This is a genomic window from Stenotrophomonas sp. STEN020 (assembly GCF_056760195.1).
Window position 1 is genome coordinate 1 of the sequence record NZ_JBRREI010000024.1, and the last position, 16261, is coordinate 16261.

Consider the following 16261-nt stretch of genomic DNA (forward strand, 5'->3'; position numbering starts at 1 on the left):
CCCCGTTTGTCGTGTTTTTTTAATTACAATCTTTCTTTTTTTTCGCCCCGCCCCTGGGGTCTTTTTTGGGGTGGGGGGTTCCGCTCCGGCGGCGTGGGCCCCGCCACTACATCTGAAAGCCTCCCCTCATCCCAACCCTTCTCCCGTGAACGGGAGAAGGGCTTCAAACATCCAGCATTTCTGCGGCTCAGATTGCCTTGGCCAGCTCAGCAGCCAAACCGGCATACCCACCCGGGGTTAGTTCACGCAGGCGCTGCTTGGCATCGGCCGGCAGTTCCAGGGTCTCGATGAATTCGCGCATCGAATCGGCGGTGATGCCGTGGCCGCGGGTCAGGGCCTTGAGCTGCTCATACGGATTCGGCAGGCCGTGGCGGCGCATCACCGTCTGTACGGCTTCGGCCAGCACTTCCCAGGCGGCGTCCAGATCGGCGTCCAGGCGCTCCGGGTTCACGGTCAGCTTGCCCAGGCCCTTGGCCAGCGACTCGAGACCCACCTGGCTGTGGCCGAAGGCTGTGCCGACGGCGCGCAGTACGGTGGAGTCGGTCAGGTCGCGCTGCCAGCGGCTGATCGGCAGCTTGGCGCTGAAATGCTCGAACAAGGCATTGCCGATACCGAAGTTGCCTTCGGCGTTTTCGAAATCGATCGGGTTGACCTTGTGCGGCATGGTCGAGGAGCCGACTTCGCCTTCCTTGAGCTTCTGCTTGAAGTAGCCCAGCGAGATGTAGCCCCAGATGTCGCGCGACAGGTCGATCAGGATGGTGTTGGCGCGGCGTGCAGCATCACCGATCTCGGCGACGTTGTCGTGCGGCTCGATCTGCGTGGTGTAGGGATTGAACACCAGGCCCAGCGAGGTAACGAAGCGCTCGGCGAAGGCCGGCCAGTCGATGTTCGGGTAGGACACGACGTGGGCGTTGTAGTTGCCGACGGCGCCGTTGATCTTGCCGGTCAGCTCGACAGCGCCGATCTGGCGGATCTGCCGTTCCAGACGGGCGACGACGTTGGCCAGTTCCTTGCCCAGGGTGGTCGGCGAGGCGGTCTGGCCGTGGGTGCGCGACAGCATCGGCTGTTCGGCCTGGGCGTGGGCGAGCTGGCGCAGCGAGGCGGCGATGCCGCTGTAACCGGGCAGGATCACCTTGTCGCGGGCTTCGGCCAGCATCAGGCCGTAGGACAGGTTGTTGATGTCCTCGCTGGTGCAGGCGAAATGCACGAACTCCAAGGCCGGCGCCAGCTCGGCATCGTCCTTGAGCTGTTCCTTGATGAAGTACTCCACGGCTTTGACGTCGTGGTTGGTGGTGCGCTCGATTTCCTTGACGCGGGCGGCGTTCTCAACCGAGAAGCCATCGGCCAGTGCATGCAGCTTGGCCTTGCCGGCGGCCGAGAAGTCGGCCAGCTCGGTGATGCCCGGCTCGGCGCCCAGCGCCAGCAGCCATTCGATCTCGACCTTGACGCGGGCCTTGATCAGGCCGTACTCGGAGAAGATCGGGCGCAATGCGTCGACCTTGCCGGCATAACGGCCATCAAGCGGGGACAGGGCGAGCAGGGCGGCTTCTTGGCGGGACGTATCCGTCATGGCGGCAGGCGGTTGGGCAGTGGCGGGGGCGCATATTCTACGCTGCCGGGGCAACGACCGCTGGCGGGCCATTGAATCCCGTCGGCCGCAGGTGCCATTGCCGCTTATGACGGGTATGGTGTCGGCAGCCGCCAGCCAGGGAAGCCTGCCCATTGCCAGCCGCAGCTTCCTTTCCCCCCAACGAAGAAGTGCGGAGTAGATGATGAGCAAGGCATCCAAGAGTGGTTTCCGGACCGAACACGACAGCATGGGCGAGCTGCAGGTGCCCGCCGAGGCCCTGTGGGGCGCGCAGACCCAGCGCGCGGTCGAGAATTTCCCGATTTCAGGGCAGCGCATGCCGCGCGCCTTCATCCGGGCGCTGGGCCTGATCAAGGGTGCCGCGGCTGAGGTCAATACCGGCCTTGGGCTGCTGCCAAAGGGCGTGGGCAAGGCGATCCAGTCAGCGGCGGCCGAAGTCGCGATCGGCGCGCATGACAGCCAGTTTCCGATCGATGTCTACCAGACCGGCTCGGGCACTTCGTCGAACATGAATGCCAACGAGGTCATCGCCACGCTGGCCAACCACGGTGGCAAGGCCGGCAAGACCGCGGTGCATCCCAACGATCACGTCAATCTGGGGCAGAGCTCCAATGACGTCATCCCGACCGCCATCCGCGTCTCGGCCCAGCTCGAAGTGGTGGAATCGCTGCTGCCGGCGCTCAAGCACCTGCGCAAGACCATCGACAAGCGTGCCCGCACCCTGGGCAAGATCGTCAAGACCGGCCGCACCCACCTGATGGACGCGATGCCGCTGACCTTTGCCCAGGAATTCGGTGCCTGGTCGGCACAGTTGGCCTCGGCCGAAGGGCGCATCGAGGATGCCTTGAAGCGACTGCGTCGTTTGCCGCTGGGCGGTACCGCGATCGGTACCGGCATCAACGCCGACCCGCGCTTTGGCGGCAAGGTGGCACGGGCGCTGTCGCTCAGCACCGGGGTAAAGTTCGAGAGTGCGGCCAACAAGTTTGAAGGCTTGGCTGCGCAGGACGATGCGGTTGAGTTGTCAGGCCAGCTCAATGCGCTGGCGGTGGCTCTGATCAAGATCGCCAATGACCTGCGCTGGATGAATTCCGGTCCGCTGGCGGGTCTGGGTGAGCTGGAGCTGCCGGCCTTGCAGCCGGGTAGCTCGATCATGCCGGGCAAGGTCAATCCAGTGATTCCGGAGGCAACCGTGATGGTGGCTGCGCAGGTGGTTGGTCACCATGCGGCGATCACCTTGGCCGGGCAGACCGGCAACTTCCAGTTGAATGTGGCGCTGCCGTTGATCGCGGCCAATCTGCTGGATTCGATCCGGCTGCTGTCCAACGTTATGAACCTGCTGGCCGACAAGGTGTTTGTGGGTCTGGTGGTCAAGCAGGAGCGGGTGCGTGAGGCCTTGGCACGCAATCCCATCCTGGTGACTGCGTTGAACCCGATCATCGGTTATGAGAAGGCGGCGGCGATTGCCAAGCGCGCCTACAAGGAACAGCGGCCGGTGCTGGAAGTGGCGCTTGAGGACAGTGGTTTGTCCGAGGCCGAGTTGAAGCGCCTGTTGGATCCGGCGGCGCTGACCTTGGGTGGCATCCACGATCATTGAGGGGCGCACTGTCGGCCGATGGTCGGCAGTGCGCTGCTTTATCCCCTCCCTTTCGCGCAGCGAAGGGGAGGGCTGGGGAGGGGTTGGCTTTCGGCCCTTCGGGGACTGTTGGCGTCGCGGTTTACGCCGCCCCTACGGGAGAGGTTGCTGGGCAGGCCTCTGCCGACCATGGGTCGGCACTACATCGACATTGCCGGTAAAGCCTCTGCCGACCATGGGTCGGCACTACTGTCAGCGCAATGCGCGCAGGTTGGCCAGGGCTTCGTCGTACTTTTCGAACTCGGGGATCTGTTTGGCCAGATCCGGCGGGAACGGCGATTGGCCTTCCGGGACCTGCAGCGGCAGCGTGCGTTCCTGTGCCAGCGCCGGGTCGGCATCCACGAGTGTGTTCTGGCGCAGGATCTGCAGCTTGACGTAGCTGGTGTGCAGCAACTCCTGCTGCTCGGCGTTCAAGGGGATGACAATGTCATCAACGCGCAGGCGGCCGTCCGGCAGGATGTCCAGGTTGGGGTAGGGCGCGCGGCGGATGGCGATGCGCTCCAGGGTGACTTCGGTCTTGGGCTTGCTGCGCTCGCTGCGGTGCTCAGCGTACTTTTCGCGATCACAGCCGGTGGCCAGGGTGGCGAAGGCAACGAGGATCAGCAACAACAGTTTGTTCATGGCATCGGGGCAGCAACGACGGGGGCGGTCATTCTACCGCCCCCGCCAGATTGCAGCTCAGGGCTGCCGGTCAGGGGGCCTGGACATTGCCTTCGCGGCAGTCGTCGATACTGCTCTGGTCCATCTTTGCGTATGGCGCGAACTCAGGCACGGCCGCAGCCAGTTGCTGCTGGGTGGCCAGTAGAGCCGGTAACTGGTCGCATAGCTTGGCGGCACTGGCCTTGATCTTGTCCGCCTCGGCATTGATGCGTTCTTCGATCTGTTCGGAGTTGCCCGAGAAAATGCCTTTGATCGCTTCGCCAGCTGCCTTCGCGCCCAAGTTGGCACCCTGCACACCGATGTCGATGCCGGCTTCGGCGATGCTGATCGTCTGCGCGCGGTAGCGCAGGGTGATGGCACGCTGGCTGTCGTTGAGCGGGATGGAGGTACCGTTGATCAGCAGGTCGCCGGTCGGAGTGACCTCCACCTTGGCGCCATCGGAGCCGATGCTGATATTGCCCTCGGCCATTTCCTTGCGGGCCTTATCGGTGGCCTCGCGGACTTTGGCGCCAACGGTGGTATCGGTGCTCGTTCCATTGGCCGCAGGCTTTTCGCCGCAGGCGGCCAACGGGATTGCCAGTGCCAAGGCGAGCAGGGATGCGTTGAGGATCTTCATGGTGTGCGTTCCGTTGCGATTGGAAGGAGTTAGCGCTTTTTGGGCAGATCGACGCTGCCGCTGATACCGGAGTGATTCACCGAGCCGCTGCCAAGCCGGTCAACCTTGAGGCTGGCCGCGCCACGGACATCCAGATCGCCGGAGCCCAACGAGCCCAGGCGCACCGCGCCACGGCTGTCGCGTACATCGACATCGCCCGAGCCAATGCTTTCAATGCTGACGGCGCCTTGTACGCCCTTCAGTTCGACATCGCCGGAGCCGACACTGCCAACCCGCGCGTCGCCGCGAACGCCATTGGCCTTGGCATCACCGGAGCCTACCGACAGCAGGTAGAGCGAGCCGATGTTGTTGAACTCGACGTCACCTGAACCCACCGCCGCCGTGGCCAGACCTTTGATGTCACGTGCACTGACATCGCCCGAACCGACATCGGCGCTCATGCTCTGCGCGCCGGCCAGGCTGGCATCGCCCGAGCCGACCTTGAGCTGCACCAGGACGTCATCGGGCAGGCTGCCGGTCAGGTCCAGGTAGGAGTAGGTGTTGCCGAAGTTGAAGTTCAGGCCTTGGTTTTTGCGCTGCAACGTCACTATCAGCTTGTCACCGTCCTTGCGCTGGGTCAGCGAGAGCTGGTCCAGCAGTTCCTGACTGGAGGCGCAGGCACGTCCGCTGAGTGCGGCCTTTGCGCCGGGGCTGGCCTGCAGGCGCAGGTCATGGCTGTTCACCTCGAACAACACGATCTTGCTGTTGCCCAGATCCAGGTTCAACGACTGCGGTGCTGTAAACGCGCAGGGCTGGGTGGCGAAGGCTGCGCCCGGCGCAGCCAGCAAAGCGGCCAGTACAAACGTCTTGTGCATGAACACTCTCCTGATCAAGGGTCAGATGTCGTCGCGCCGGCGGCGCAGGTAAACAGAGGCCACGATCAGGGCGATACCGATCACAGCGCCGATCCAGATGTCAGGATTGGACAATACCTTGCTCAGGCTGTGATGCTGAAGCAGCCACTGCACCAGATCGGCAGGCGTCTGCAGGTCATTCTCATTGATGTTGGTGTCAGTCAGTCCGCGTGGCAGCCACGATGACGGGAACACGCTGAGCAGGCCGCGGTACGCAACGGTGTACCAGATCCAACCCAGCGGCAGCTTCACGCCCGGCATGGCGCCGAGGATGCTGATCATGGTGCAGGCCAGCAGCGGGATGAGTACCGCCCACAGGAACGGCTTGGTCCGCACCAGTGCCGAGCAGAACATCAGCCAGCCCACGGTTGGCAGTGCCCAGAGCAGGCTGATCGGCAAGGTGCTCAGGACCAGGCCCAGGATGCGGAACGGATGGGAGTGGGTGGCAATAGCCCAGGGGCTGGTGGCGCCAGCACCGGCCGCGCCCAGCATCGCAACCACCCACAGCACCAGACCAACCGCCAGACCGATGACCATCGCGATCAGCGGTGCGAGCACCAGCGCCCACAGTGCCTTGGACAGCACGGTCTGGGTGTCGGATACCGGCAACGACTTCCAGAACAGCACGCTGCGGTCGCGGCGATCGTCATAGAGGCTGCCCAGCGCGTAGAAGAACACCACGAAGGCCAGGATCAACGAGGCCAGGAAGATGCCTGCCAGCAGCAGGCCATCGCCGAATGCGCCCATGACCTTGAGGTATTCGCTGACATCGCCCATGTGGTTGATGCCATCGGAGTTGCGGGCAGCGAACACGCCAATCAGCGCGCCGATGCTGGCGAACAGGATGGCGATGCCGCCGGTGATGACCTGGGCCCAGACAAAGCCGCCCCGGTTTTCCCAGTACTCACGCTTGAGCAGCCATTTGAACTTGCCGAGCGGGGTGATGTGGTGAGCGGCGTTCATGCGTAGGTTCCCTTCATGGTGGCCACGAACAGGTCGGCCAGGCCGGGGGTGCGGATTTCGCCCATGGCGGCGAGTTGGTTGCGGTTGGCGCCATCGAACAACAGCACGGTCTTGCCGAATGGCAGGGCGCGTTCTTCGATAGGGCCCAAGGCGCGTGCCGCCTGCAGCGTATCGGCCGAGGCCAGCAGTTCGGTGTAACGCTCGGCCAGTGCCTCCATGTCGGAGGACAGCACGATCGAACCGTCGCGGATGAACAGCACGTCGGTCAGGATGTGCTCGATCTCCTCCACCTGGTGGGTGGTGATGATGATGGTCTTCTGCTCGTCGAAGTAATCCTCCAGCAAGCGCTGGTAGAACTCCTTGCGGTACATGATGTCCAAGCCCAGGGTGGGCTCGTCCAGCACCAGGATCTTGGCGTCGATGGCCATCACCAGGGCCAGGTGCAGCTGTACCACCATGCCCTTGGACATCTCCCGCACCCGCTGCTTGGGGCTGAGCTTGGTATTGGCCAAGAAGCGTTCGCAGCGGGCGCGGTCAAAGCGCGGATGCACGCCGGCGACGAAATCAATGGCTTCCTTCACCCGCAGCCAGCGCGGCAGCACGGCCACGTCGGCGATGAAGCAGACATCGTTCATCAGGTCGTCGCGTTGGCTGCGCGGGTCCATTCCCAGGACCTGCAGGTCGCCGTCAAACGAAGTCAGGCCAAGCAGGGCCTTGAGCGCCGTGGTCTTGCCGGCACCGTTGGGACCGATCAGGCCGACGATCCGGCCCGCTTCAATGGTGAAACTTGTGTTGTCCAGCGCTGGTTTCTGCTTGTAAGCCTTGCGCAGGCCTTTGGCGGAAACGACGGCTTCGACGGCGGCGTTCATAGAGTGGTCCCCGGTGGCAGCAAATCTTCCATGGTCAGGCCCAGGCGCTGGATGCGCTCCAGCACGGCCGGCCATTCGTCATTGAGAAAACGATCACGCTCGTTGCCGCGCAGCTTCTGGGCGGCCTCCTCGGTCATGAACATACCAAGGCCACGGCGCTTCTCGACCAGATTTTCGTCGGCCAATTCCTGATAGGCGCGCGAGACGGTGATCGGATTCAATTGGTACTCGGCCGCAACCTGGCGTACCGAGGGCAGGGCGTCGCCCGGCTTCAGGATTCCGTCCAGCATCATCGCGATCACGCGATCCTTCAGCTGGCGGTAAATGGGAGCGCCATCGCTCCACTGGATATCGCTCATGGGTCAGCTCCGCGAATTCAGCTGTGCGAAAGAAAAGTAAGGCATCGAAAGGCTGGTCCGCATACGGCGGGCCGGTCGTTTCGCTTTGGGGGTTTCCTCGGCATCCTGCCCATCACCGCCCACCTGGGCTGCATAATCCCTGGCATCGGCAAGGCCGTTGCCGAGGGAGGAAGAGCAGCCCAGCAACAGCAAGGTGCCTGTGACCATCAGTGCGTGGAGAGCGTGTCTGCCGTGCTTGGTGTTCATGAGGCCCCTGTGTAGGGTGGCTGGTGTTGTATGCAACTATAACACCGACACGCCGACATGCAACTGATTCTGACCAAACTAATGGCCTATGCCGCTTCAAACTTGCTTGTAGTGCTTAGGAGAAACCAGTGAGCATTCGTAATTTATTGATTTCAATTGCTTTTGTTGCGGGTGTCGGGGGCGCCATGGATGCGGCGGCAGGCCCGCTGCTGGACCGTAATTTCCGTTCTCTGGCCGGAAAAGACGAGGTGAACCTGAATCGCGCGTATGGCGGCAAGGTGTTGTTGGTAGTGAATACGGCCTCCAAGTGCGGATTCACCCCGCAGTACGAGGGCTTGGAGGCATTGCAGCAGGAACTGTCATCGCGCGGCTTTGCCGTGTTGGGCTTTCCGTCCAATGATTTCAAAGGCCAGGAGCCGGGCAGCGAGGCGCAGATCCAGGAGTTCTGCACACTTACCTATGGGGTGAAGTTCCCCATGTTCGAAAAAGTGCATGTGATTGGTCCGGAGGCAACGCCGCTGTACCAGGACCTGACCCGCCTCAGCGGCGTCGCACCGGGCTGGAACTTTCATAAATATCTGATATCGCGCGATGGGCGCGTGCTGGCGCAGTTCCCGAGCAAGGTGAAGCCGGATGACCCGGAACTGCGTGCGGTAATCGATCGCGCGCTGGCCGCACCAGCACCACAGCGCTGACGCGCCTCGACATCTGCGGTGCGCGTGCGACAATATCGCCCCTCGCGCCGCCGGTGGCGTTTGTTCACTTCCAGGAATGCAGCGAATGAAGATGGGAAAGCGTGGCGCGGTTGCGTCGCTTCTGATTTTGGCGATGGCGGCCCCCGGGGTCGTTTTTTCGCAACAACCTGCCGCTGCGGCGGCGACCAAGGAGAAGTCTGTTTTGACCTCGGATCGTGAAAAGATTGGTTACGCCATCGGCATCGACGTGGCCAGCTCGTTTGAGCCAGTTGCCTCGGAAGTAGACGTGGCTGCAATGCGCCGCGCTGTTGAGAACGCCTTTGCTGGCGGCCAGCCGCTGTTGTCACAGGAAGATGCGCAGAAGACCGATCAGGCACTGCGCACCGTGATGATGGCCCGTTCGGGCCAGCAGGTTCCGGGCATGGCGCCGGGCAGTGCACCGCCGTCGGTTGACCGCGAAAAGGTCGGCCTGATGCTGGGCAGCTTTGCCGTTGGCCCGTCGCTGGCACGCATCAAGAATGAGATTGATCTGGATTCCGTGTTCCAGGCCATCAGCACCGTGTTCGCCAAGGGCACCCCGCTGATGACCCGCGAGCAGGCGCAGGGCGTGCTGCAGGCATTCAGCGCCACCAAGGAAGCTGAAATGAAGGCTGAGGCCGGCAAGGCTGCTCAGACCAACCGTGAAGAAGGCAATGCCTTCCTCGCCAAGAACAAGACCCAGCCGGGCGTGGTGACCACCGCTTCGGGCCTGCAGTATCAGGTGATCCGCGCCGGCAGCGGCGAGCGCCCGATGGCCAGCAGCCGCGTGCGTGTGAACTACGAAGGCAAGCTGCTTAACGGCGAAGTGTTCGATAGCAGCTACCAGCGCGGTCAGCCGGTTGATTTTGGTCTGGACCAGGTCATCAAGGGCTGGACCGAAGGCGTGGCGCTGATGCCGGTCGGTTCCAAGTACCGTTTCTGGATTCCGGGCGAACTGGCCTACGGCGAAGCCGGCACCCAGGGCGGCCCGATCGGTCCGAATGCGACGTTGAGCTTCGACGTCGAGTTGCTGGGCATCATGCCGTAAGGCTGAGTACGGAGTAGGCGCAACCATGCGTGTAGCTATTTTCGGAACCGGCTATGTGGGTCTCGTTACCGGGACCTGCTTGGCGGAAGTAGGGCACGATGTGGTCTGCGTCGATATCGACCAGGCCAAGGTCGACGGTCTGGAGCGGGGCATCATCCCGATCTACGAACCTGGCCTGGAGCCGATGGTGAAGGCCAACTACGCCTCCGGGCGCTTGGCCTTCACCACCGACGCGGCGAAAGCCATCGACCACGGTGAAGTGATCTTCATCGCGGTCGGTACGCCGCCGGATGAGGACGGCAGTGCCGATCTGCAGTACGTGCTGGCGGTGGCCCGCACCATCGGTCGCCATCTCTCACGGCCAGCTGTGGTTGTAAACAAGTCGACGGTGCCGGTAGGTACCGCTGACAAGGTTCGTGCTGCCATCGCTGAAGAGCTGGCGCTGCGCGGCCAGGAGATCGCCTTCGATGTGGTCTCCAATCCCGAATTCCTGAAAGAAGGCGATGCGGTCGCAGATTGCATGCGCCCGGATCGCATTGTCATTGGTGCCAGCAACGCCCACGCGGTAGCGGTGTTGCGGCGGCTGTACGCGCCGTTCAACCGCAACCGCGACCGTGTTGTGGAAATGGACGTGCGTTCGGCCGAGCTGACCAAGTACGCCGCCAATGCGATGTTGGCGACCAAGATCAGTTTCATGAATGAAATTGCGAATATCGCCGAGCGCGTAGGCGCCGATATTGAGCAGGTGCGGCAGGGCATGGGCTCTGACCCACGCATCGGCTGGCACTTCATTTATCCCGGCGCCGGCTATGGAGGCTCCTGTTTCCCCAAGGACGTGCAGGCGCTGGCGCGTACCGCTGCGCAGCATGGTCACCAGCCGCAATTGCTCAACGCGGTTGAGGCAGTGAACGCTGCCCAGAAGGGTCATCTGTTCGAGTTGATCCAGCGGCATTACGACCGCGGTGAAGATGAAGGTGTGCGCGGCAAGACTTTCGCGGTGTGGGGCCTGGCATTCAAGCCGAACACGGACGATATGCGCGAGGCACCGAGCCGGCGTGTATTGGCGCAGCTGTGGGAAGCCGGCGCCAAGGTGCAGGTGTTCGATCCGGAAGCCATGGACGAGGCCCGCCGCGTTTTTGGCGAGCGCGAGGACCTGGTTTTCTGTGACTCCGCATTTGCAGCACTGCATGATGCGGATGCTCTGGTGGTAGTCACCGAGTGGAAGCAGTTCCGCAGCCCGGACTTTGCGCGCATGCGCGAAGCGCTTGGTGATGCGGTGGTATTTGATGGCCGTAACCTCTACGACCCGGCTGAAATCGAAGCCGCAGGCCTGGCGTATTACGGCATTGGTCGAGGACGTTCCGTACATGCATGAGTCAACTTCCGAGCAGCGCGAACAGGCGCTGGAAGCACGCTTGGTTGAGCTGGAGATGCGTGTCTCTTTCCAGGAGCACGCGCTGGCGGAGATGAGCGAAGCATTGGCTGATGCCCGTATGCAGGGCTCTCGCAATGCCGATCTGCTGCGCCACTTACTTGATGACCTGGGCAAGGTACGCACGACGCTGTACGCCGATGCTGCCGATGAACCACCGCCCCCGCACTACTGATATTTCCTATGAGTGACAATATTCGTGACCAGCTGCTAGGGCTGGGTTTCAAGCCTGCTCCCAAGCCGGAGCGCAAGCCTGAACCGCGCCGTGACGGCCGCCCGCAGGGCAAGCCGGGGCAGGGCCGGCCGCAGCAGGCGGGCAACAAGCCTGCTCACGCAGGCAAGCCAGCGCAGCACGGCAAGCCGTCCAATCCGGGCAAGCCCGGGCAGGGCCGGCCGCAGCAGGGTCCACGCAAGCCGCGCTCGCAGGAAGACATCGACCTGGCCAAGGCCTATGCGATCCGTGCGCAGAAGGAAAAGGACGAACGCATCCAGGCCGAACAGGCCAAGCAGGAAGAAGCACGCCTGCGCCGCGAAGCGCGCGCCAAGCTGGACGAGCTGATCAAGGACAAGGGTCTGAATGATCCGAATGCCGACATCGCCCGTCACTTCCCGTACGGCGGCAAGATCAAGCGCGTTTACGTCAATGCCGAACAGCTCAAGGCGCTCAACGCCGGCGAGCTCGGCGTGCTGCAGCAGAACGGTCGTTACCTGTTGGTGACCGCCGAGGTGTTGGCGCAGGCCGAGGAGATATTTGCCCAGGCCGTGGCGCTGAAGGTTGACCCGAATGCCCCGGCAGATGCTGATCCGTACGCGGACCCGCAGTACCAGGTGCCGGACGATCTGGTCTGGTAAGCGATTGGCTATGATGCAGATAACGGGCGCCGCTGGCGCCCGTTTTTTTGACAGGGAAAACAATGCAGGGACAGTTGAAGCAGGGAGGCTACCTCCCCCACGTTGACGGCCTGCGCGCCATTGCCGTGCTCGCGGTCATCTTCTACCACCTCAATCCGAGCTGGTTGCCGGGCGGCTTTACCGGCGTAGATGTCTTCTTCGTCATATCCGGCTACGTGGTCAGCGCATCGGTGGCGCGGTCATCCGGGTTCGTCGGCTGGAAGGGGATGCTGGCCTTCTATGCGCGACGCATCCGTCGGATCATGCCGGCGCTGGTGGTGTGTCTGCTGGTTACCGGCCTGCTGAGCACCTTGTTCATTCCCGAATCCTGGCTCAGCGAAACCAGTGGCAAGACCGGACGCATGGCCTTTGTCGGGCTGAGCAACTGGGTGTTGGCGGGTACTGGCAACGACTATTTCTCGCCACGTAGTGAGTTCAACCCTTATACCCATACCTGGTCGCTGGGTGTGGAGGAGCAGTTCTACCTGCTGTTCCCGCTGTTGTTCATGGCCTGGTCCAAGGGCGGGCGGGGCCGGGGCCTGTCGATGCTGCTGTTTGGCTTGGCCACGGCCGGGTCGCTGCTGTTTGCGATCAGCCGCGCGCTGCAGGGCGGGCAGGAGATCGCCTCCTTCTATCAGACCACCACGCGGTTCTGGCAGTTGGGTGCGGGCGTGCTGCTGTTCCAGCTACTCGATATGCGCGGGCGTGTGAGCAGTGAAGAGCGTCCAACAGGACGTTGGTCCGTGCTGTTGCAGTTGGGCAGCGCCGGCTTGCTGGCCTACGGCTTGTGGGCAGCGCGGCCCGGTCACTCACCGTGGATCGATGGCTTGTGGCCCGTGCTTGGCACGTTGGGGTTGCTGGGGCTGTTGCACCGTTCCGCCGCTGGCTGGATTGGCAGCAGTCTGTCGGCACGGCCGATGCTGGTGATAGGGCGGATGTCGTACTCGCTGTATCTATGGCACTGGCCGGTATTCGTGCTGTTCCGTTGGACGCTTGGTCTGGACTCGGCGGTTACCGGGGCACTGGCATTGTCCTGCACGGCGGTGTTGGCCTGGCTGTCTTGGCGATGGGTCGAACAGCCACTGCGCTTTGGCAGGCGCTGGCGTGGTTCGGATCTGCGCTGGGTGGCCGGCGGCGTGATGGTGTTGCTGCTGGGTATGGGCTTGCAGAAACAACTGGAGCGCGCTGCCAAGCACATCTCCTTGAGTACGGTCAGTCGCCATCCACTGGACTGGTACCCGTATGCAAAGGATTTGAAGAAGGAGTTTCCTGATTGCGAGCTGGTGGTGTCGCGTCTGCCGGTTGTGGGTGGTCAGGTGCAGCAGCTCGAGCGTAGCAAGTGCGCTGCGGGCAAGGGCAGAGGGCAACGCCTGTTCGTGGCCGGTGATTCACACGCGCTGGCTTACAGAGAGCTGCTGCGTCGCTTGGTTCTGCTCGACGGTGGGCAGATACGTCTGTATGCGAATGCTGGCTGTGCGTTGGTCGGGCTGCAAGGGCGGCAGCAGGCCGATCCTGGCTGTGACGCCTATGTGACCCACACCCTTGCAGATGTAGCTGTGCAGGCCCGCGCCGGCGACGTGCTGTTCCTCCCCGGCCTTCGGGTGCCAAGGCTGGTTGAACAATATGAGTTGCTGGATCAGCAGCACGCATTTGCCGCGGTGCAGAGCGGGGAGGCTACGGCAAAGCGGGAGGCGGAGGTGCACGCTGCAATTGCCGCACTGAAGCCTTTGGCAGATCGCGGCGTGCTGATCGTATTGGAAGCGCCGAAGCCGGTGCTGGGGGCGCCACCGTTCCGTTGTTCGGATGCGTTCAACCGTGGCAATCCGATCTGCGTGAACGGGATGCCAGTTGCGCGCGAACGAATGGAAGCGTTGCGCTCACCTGCCTTGTCCAGCTTGCAGCAGGTAGCGCAGGCGCTGCCGGGTGCAAGCGTCTGGGACCCGTTGCCGGTACTGTGCCCAGGGACGACCTGTCAGCCCGAGCAAGCGGGCAAGCCGCTCTTCTTCGATGGTGACCATTTGAGTGGTCACGGCAATCGAGTGTTGCTGCCCTCATTCCGCAATCATCAAGCGACGCAGATGCGTTGAGTCGCGCGCGTCCTGCGTTTGGTGTGGAGAGGGTGAGCGCTCCTGTGGCATGGAATCGGTGGCTCAGGGTTCTGTGCTTGTCAGGCTGCACGATCAAGTTCTACGCAGGTGTAGAGCTGATGTGATCGAGTATCAGCAACACGATTCCAACGCCCTGTCAGGTGACTGGTTCAACGGGCTGCTGCGACGTAACGGGCGCTGACATTGCCGCGTAAACCCGTCCCGGCTTTAGGGTTGAGTGACAGACGCATCTGGATGGCGCGGTCTTCGCCGTTGCCGCGCCAGGTATAGGTGTGGACCGTCCAGCCCCTTTCGTCGATGGAGGTCAGGTCCATGGTCGAGGTATAGCCATCCGGGGCCATTTGGCCAAGCCTTCCGAACTCCTTGGCAATGTCCTTGGGCTCGCCGCTCATGATGGTGACCCGGCAGGTTCCATCGTCGGCCCAGGAGAAGCCATAGGGAATGCCTTCGAAGTTGACAAGCCAGGCCTTGCCTTGTTTGTCGCGAAGAAACTCTCTCGCCTCAGGATCCTGCACGCGGTTGCCCCGATTGCTCATTACTTCGGCGAAGGCATCGGGCTTGTCGAGCAGATCGACGCAGGCAACGGCAAATATGCCGATTGGTGCGGTTGAGGCTTCGTTGGCGCGCGCATTGCCGGTTGCAAGCAAAGGCATTGCTGCCAGCAAGGCGTCCAAGCTGGAACCGTTTTTCATGACAGAGCCCCCTGTGCCGTGAGTTGGGGCAGTTATAACAGGGGTTAGGCCTGCCCGCAGAGTTCAGCGCGTGAGCCGGGTCTGCCGCGACGGCGGCAGCCAGTACCAGGCGATCAGGGTGCCGAGCAGGGCGAAGCAGCCGCCGACGATGAAGGCGACCTTGCCATCGCCGAACTGCCACAGCTGGCCGGCGATCAGCGCGCCGAGCACGCCACCCAGGCCGGACGAAAAGCCATAGAACAGGCCCTGGCCGTGGCCATTGAGGTTGCCCGGGAAATAACGCGCCAGCAGCTGCATGGCCGAGGCGAAGAACGCAGCGAAGCCCAGGCAATGGGTGGTCTGGGCGACCAGCATCACCGGCAGGTTCTCCGGCCACAGCGCGGTTGCCCACCAGCGAAGCACTGCGCTGGCCATGGAAATGATCAGCAGCCAGCTGGCATCCCAGCGCCGGAAGAAGCGGGCGATCAGGAAGAACACGGCGACTTCGAATACCACGCCGACGGTCCACATCAGGCCGAGCAGCGAGGTGCTGTAGCCGTGCTGGTCCATGTATAGCGAGAAGAAGGTGTAGTACGGGCCGAACGACAGCTGTTCGAGGAAGGCGGCGATGAAGAAGGCCATGACCGGCTTCTGCCGCACGATGCTCCAGAAGCCTGCGTCGTGCTGGCTGCGCGCGCCGATATTGCGCGCATAGCGGTTGAGGAAGGCCGAGCCGACCATCAGTACGAACAGCGGCAGCATCAGCCATGGCAGTTTGCCGGCACCGTGCTTTTCAATCAGCCAGCCGAAAAGGGTGACGACGATGATGAAGCCCACCGAACCCCAGACCCGGATCATGCCGTAGCGATGGCTGTCCGCACCCAGATGGGTGAGAGTGATCGACTCGAACTGCGGCATCACCGCGTTGTAGAAGAAGCAGAACGCGATCATCACCGCGTACAGCGTCCACGGCGGTGCGGGCACCAGGAAGCCGGCGAAGCACACGATTGTCAGTACACAGCCCACGCGCAGCCAGCGTATCGGGTGCGGCGAGACGGCCGCCAGCGAGGTCCAGGTGCTGGGCGCGATCACCCGCGTGGCGTACCACAGGCTCATCATCACGCTGATGGCGGTGACGGTCATGCCGCGCGACTGCAGGTACAGGCTCCAGTACGGTGTGAACGCGCCAAGCGCGGCGTAGTAGAAGAAGTAGAAGCTCGACAAGCGTGCGGTCGGCACGGCTTGTGATGGCAAGGCAACGGACGTCATGGGAAGGCGCTGGACGCGCTGGGCAGGCAAAGGGGGGAGCGGTGGCATGCACCGCTGTCGCTATTGTGCCCTTTGCCGTCTTTGGATGGCAGTTCGCAGACTGGCGATCCGGTTGATTCCCGTTGTTTCGGGTAAGCCGAACGTTCGCTGGTGCAGTGTTGTCAACTTTCGCCAAGCAGCGTGGACGGGCTGACATCAAATTGTGGGAGCGGCGTGAGCCGCGAAGCTGGCGTTGCTGAAGTTCCAGAAGCCTGTGCGATCTGATGGTGTTCCTGCTTCGCGGCTTACGCCGCTCCCACAAA

The 16261-nt window shown here is 62.7% G+C and carries 17 protein-coding genes; 7 read left to right on the forward strand and 10 right to left on the reverse strand.

All coding sequences use genetic code 11. The annotated features are described in order from the left end of the window. Positions 1-187: 187 nt before the first annotated feature. Positions 188-1570, reverse strand: coding sequence for an adenylosuccinate lyase (gene purB / locus ACVOLZ_RS11665; protein WP_481516282.1), 1383 nt, complete (start codon positions 1568-1570; stop codon positions 188-190). Positions 1571-1772: 202 nt separating this feature from the next. On the opposite strand from purB, the gene ACVOLZ_RS11670 reads away from it, so the two are divergent. Continuing rightward, the gene (locus ACVOLZ_RS11670) at positions 1773-3182 is read left to right on the forward strand and encodes a class II fumarate hydratase (protein ID WP_481516283.1); all 1410 of its coding nucleotides are present in this window, start codon (positions 1773-1775) and stop codon (positions 3180-3182) included. 231 nt (positions 3183-3413) lie between these two features. On the opposite strand, the gene ACVOLZ_RS11675 is transcribed toward ACVOLZ_RS11670, so the two are convergent. The 7 genes from ACVOLZ_RS11675 to ACVOLZ_RS11705 all read right to left on the reverse strand — a co-directional run bounded on the left by ACVOLZ_RS11675 (position 3414) and on the right by ACVOLZ_RS11705 (position 7827). Next, positions 3414-3842, reverse strand: a complete 429-nt coding sequence (locus tag ACVOLZ_RS11675) for a hypothetical protein (RefSeq protein WP_481516284.1) — start codon at positions 3840-3842, stop codon at positions 3414-3416. A 70-nt stretch (positions 3843-3912) separates the two neighbouring features. Further along, positions 3913-4497 (reverse strand): DUF2884 family protein, encoded by a 585-nt coding sequence (locus tag ACVOLZ_RS11680; RefSeq protein WP_481516285.1) that lies wholly within the window; start codon positions 4495-4497, stop codon positions 3913-3915. Between the two features lie 29 nt (positions 4498-4526). Next, the gene (locus ACVOLZ_RS11685) at positions 4527-5351 is read right to left on the reverse strand and encodes a DUF4097 family beta strand repeat-containing protein (protein WP_481516286.1); all 825 of its coding nucleotides are present in this window, start codon (positions 5349-5351) and stop codon (positions 4527-4529) included. 21 nt (positions 5352-5372) lie between these two features. Further along, positions 5373-6353: an ABC transporter permease gene (locus tag ACVOLZ_RS11690; RefSeq protein ID WP_481516287.1), complete on the reverse strand. Its 981-nt coding sequence runs from the start codon at positions 6351-6353 to the stop codon at positions 5373-5375. Further along, positions 6350-7222, reverse strand: coding sequence for an ABC transporter ATP-binding protein (locus ACVOLZ_RS11695; RefSeq protein ID WP_481516288.1), 873 nt, complete (start codon positions 7220-7222; stop codon positions 6350-6352). The genes ACVOLZ_RS11690 and ACVOLZ_RS11695 overlap by 4 nt, the downstream gene beginning before the upstream one ends. After that, on the reverse strand, positions 7219-7581 hold the full coding sequence (locus tag ACVOLZ_RS11700; protein ID WP_282269510.1) for a GntR family transcriptional regulator: 363 nt from the start codon (positions 7579-7581) through the stop codon (positions 7219-7221). The genes ACVOLZ_RS11695 and ACVOLZ_RS11700 overlap by 4 nt, the downstream gene beginning before the upstream one ends. A gap of 3 nt (positions 7582-7584) precedes the next feature. Then, on the reverse strand, positions 7585-7827 hold the full coding sequence (locus tag ACVOLZ_RS11705) for a hypothetical protein (RefSeq protein ID WP_481516289.1): 243 nt from the start codon (positions 7825-7827) through the stop codon (positions 7585-7587). Positions 7828-8012: 185 nt separating this feature from the next. Between ACVOLZ_RS11705 and ACVOLZ_RS11710 the strand changes: the two genes are divergently transcribed. The 6 genes from ACVOLZ_RS11710 to ACVOLZ_RS11735 all read left to right on the forward strand — a co-directional run bounded on the left by ACVOLZ_RS11710 (position 8013) and on the right by ACVOLZ_RS11735 (position 13998). Beyond that, complete coding sequence (locus ACVOLZ_RS11710) at positions 8013-8522, forward strand: glutathione peroxidase (RefSeq protein WP_481516331.1); 510 nt, start codon at positions 8013-8015, stop codon at positions 8520-8522. 85 nt (positions 8523-8607) lie between these two features. After that, entirely contained in the window at positions 8608-9588 is a 981-nt protein-coding gene (locus ACVOLZ_RS11715; protein ID WP_481516290.1) for an FKBP-type peptidyl-prolyl cis-trans isomerase N-terminal domain-containing protein, read from the forward strand. A 25-nt stretch (positions 9589-9613) separates the two neighbouring features. Further along, positions 9614-10963, forward strand: coding sequence for a UDP-glucose dehydrogenase family protein (locus ACVOLZ_RS11720; protein WP_481516291.1), 1350 nt, complete (start codon positions 9614-9616; stop codon positions 10961-10963). After that, on the forward strand, positions 10956-11195 hold the full coding sequence (locus ACVOLZ_RS11725; RefSeq protein WP_481513831.1) for a SlyX family protein: 240 nt from the start codon (positions 10956-10958) through the stop codon (positions 11193-11195). The genes ACVOLZ_RS11720 and ACVOLZ_RS11725 overlap by 8 nt, the downstream gene beginning before the upstream one ends. A gap of 8 nt (positions 11196-11203) precedes the next feature. Next, entirely contained in the window at positions 11204-11872 is a 669-nt protein-coding gene (locus ACVOLZ_RS11730; protein ID WP_481516292.1) for a DUF2058 domain-containing protein, read from the forward strand. A 62-nt stretch (positions 11873-11934) separates the two neighbouring features. Further along, positions 11935-13998: an acyltransferase family protein gene (locus ACVOLZ_RS11735; RefSeq protein ID WP_481516293.1), complete on the forward strand. Its 2064-nt coding sequence runs from the start codon at positions 11935-11937 to the stop codon at positions 13996-13998. A gap of 170 nt (positions 13999-14168) precedes the next feature. On the opposite strand, the gene ACVOLZ_RS11740 is transcribed toward ACVOLZ_RS11735, so the two are convergent. Together ACVOLZ_RS11740 and ACVOLZ_RS11745 are read right to left on the reverse strand one after the other, a co-directional pair. Beyond that, entirely contained in the window at positions 14169-14693 is a 525-nt protein-coding gene (locus ACVOLZ_RS11740) for an NMCC_0638 family (lipo)protein (protein ID WP_481516294.1), read from the reverse strand. An 81-nt stretch (positions 14694-14774) separates the two neighbouring features. After that, positions 14775-15959, reverse strand: coding sequence for an MFS transporter (locus ACVOLZ_RS11745; protein WP_481516295.1), 1185 nt, complete (start codon positions 15957-15959; stop codon positions 14775-14777). Between the last annotated feature and the right edge of the window lie 302 nt (positions 15960-16261).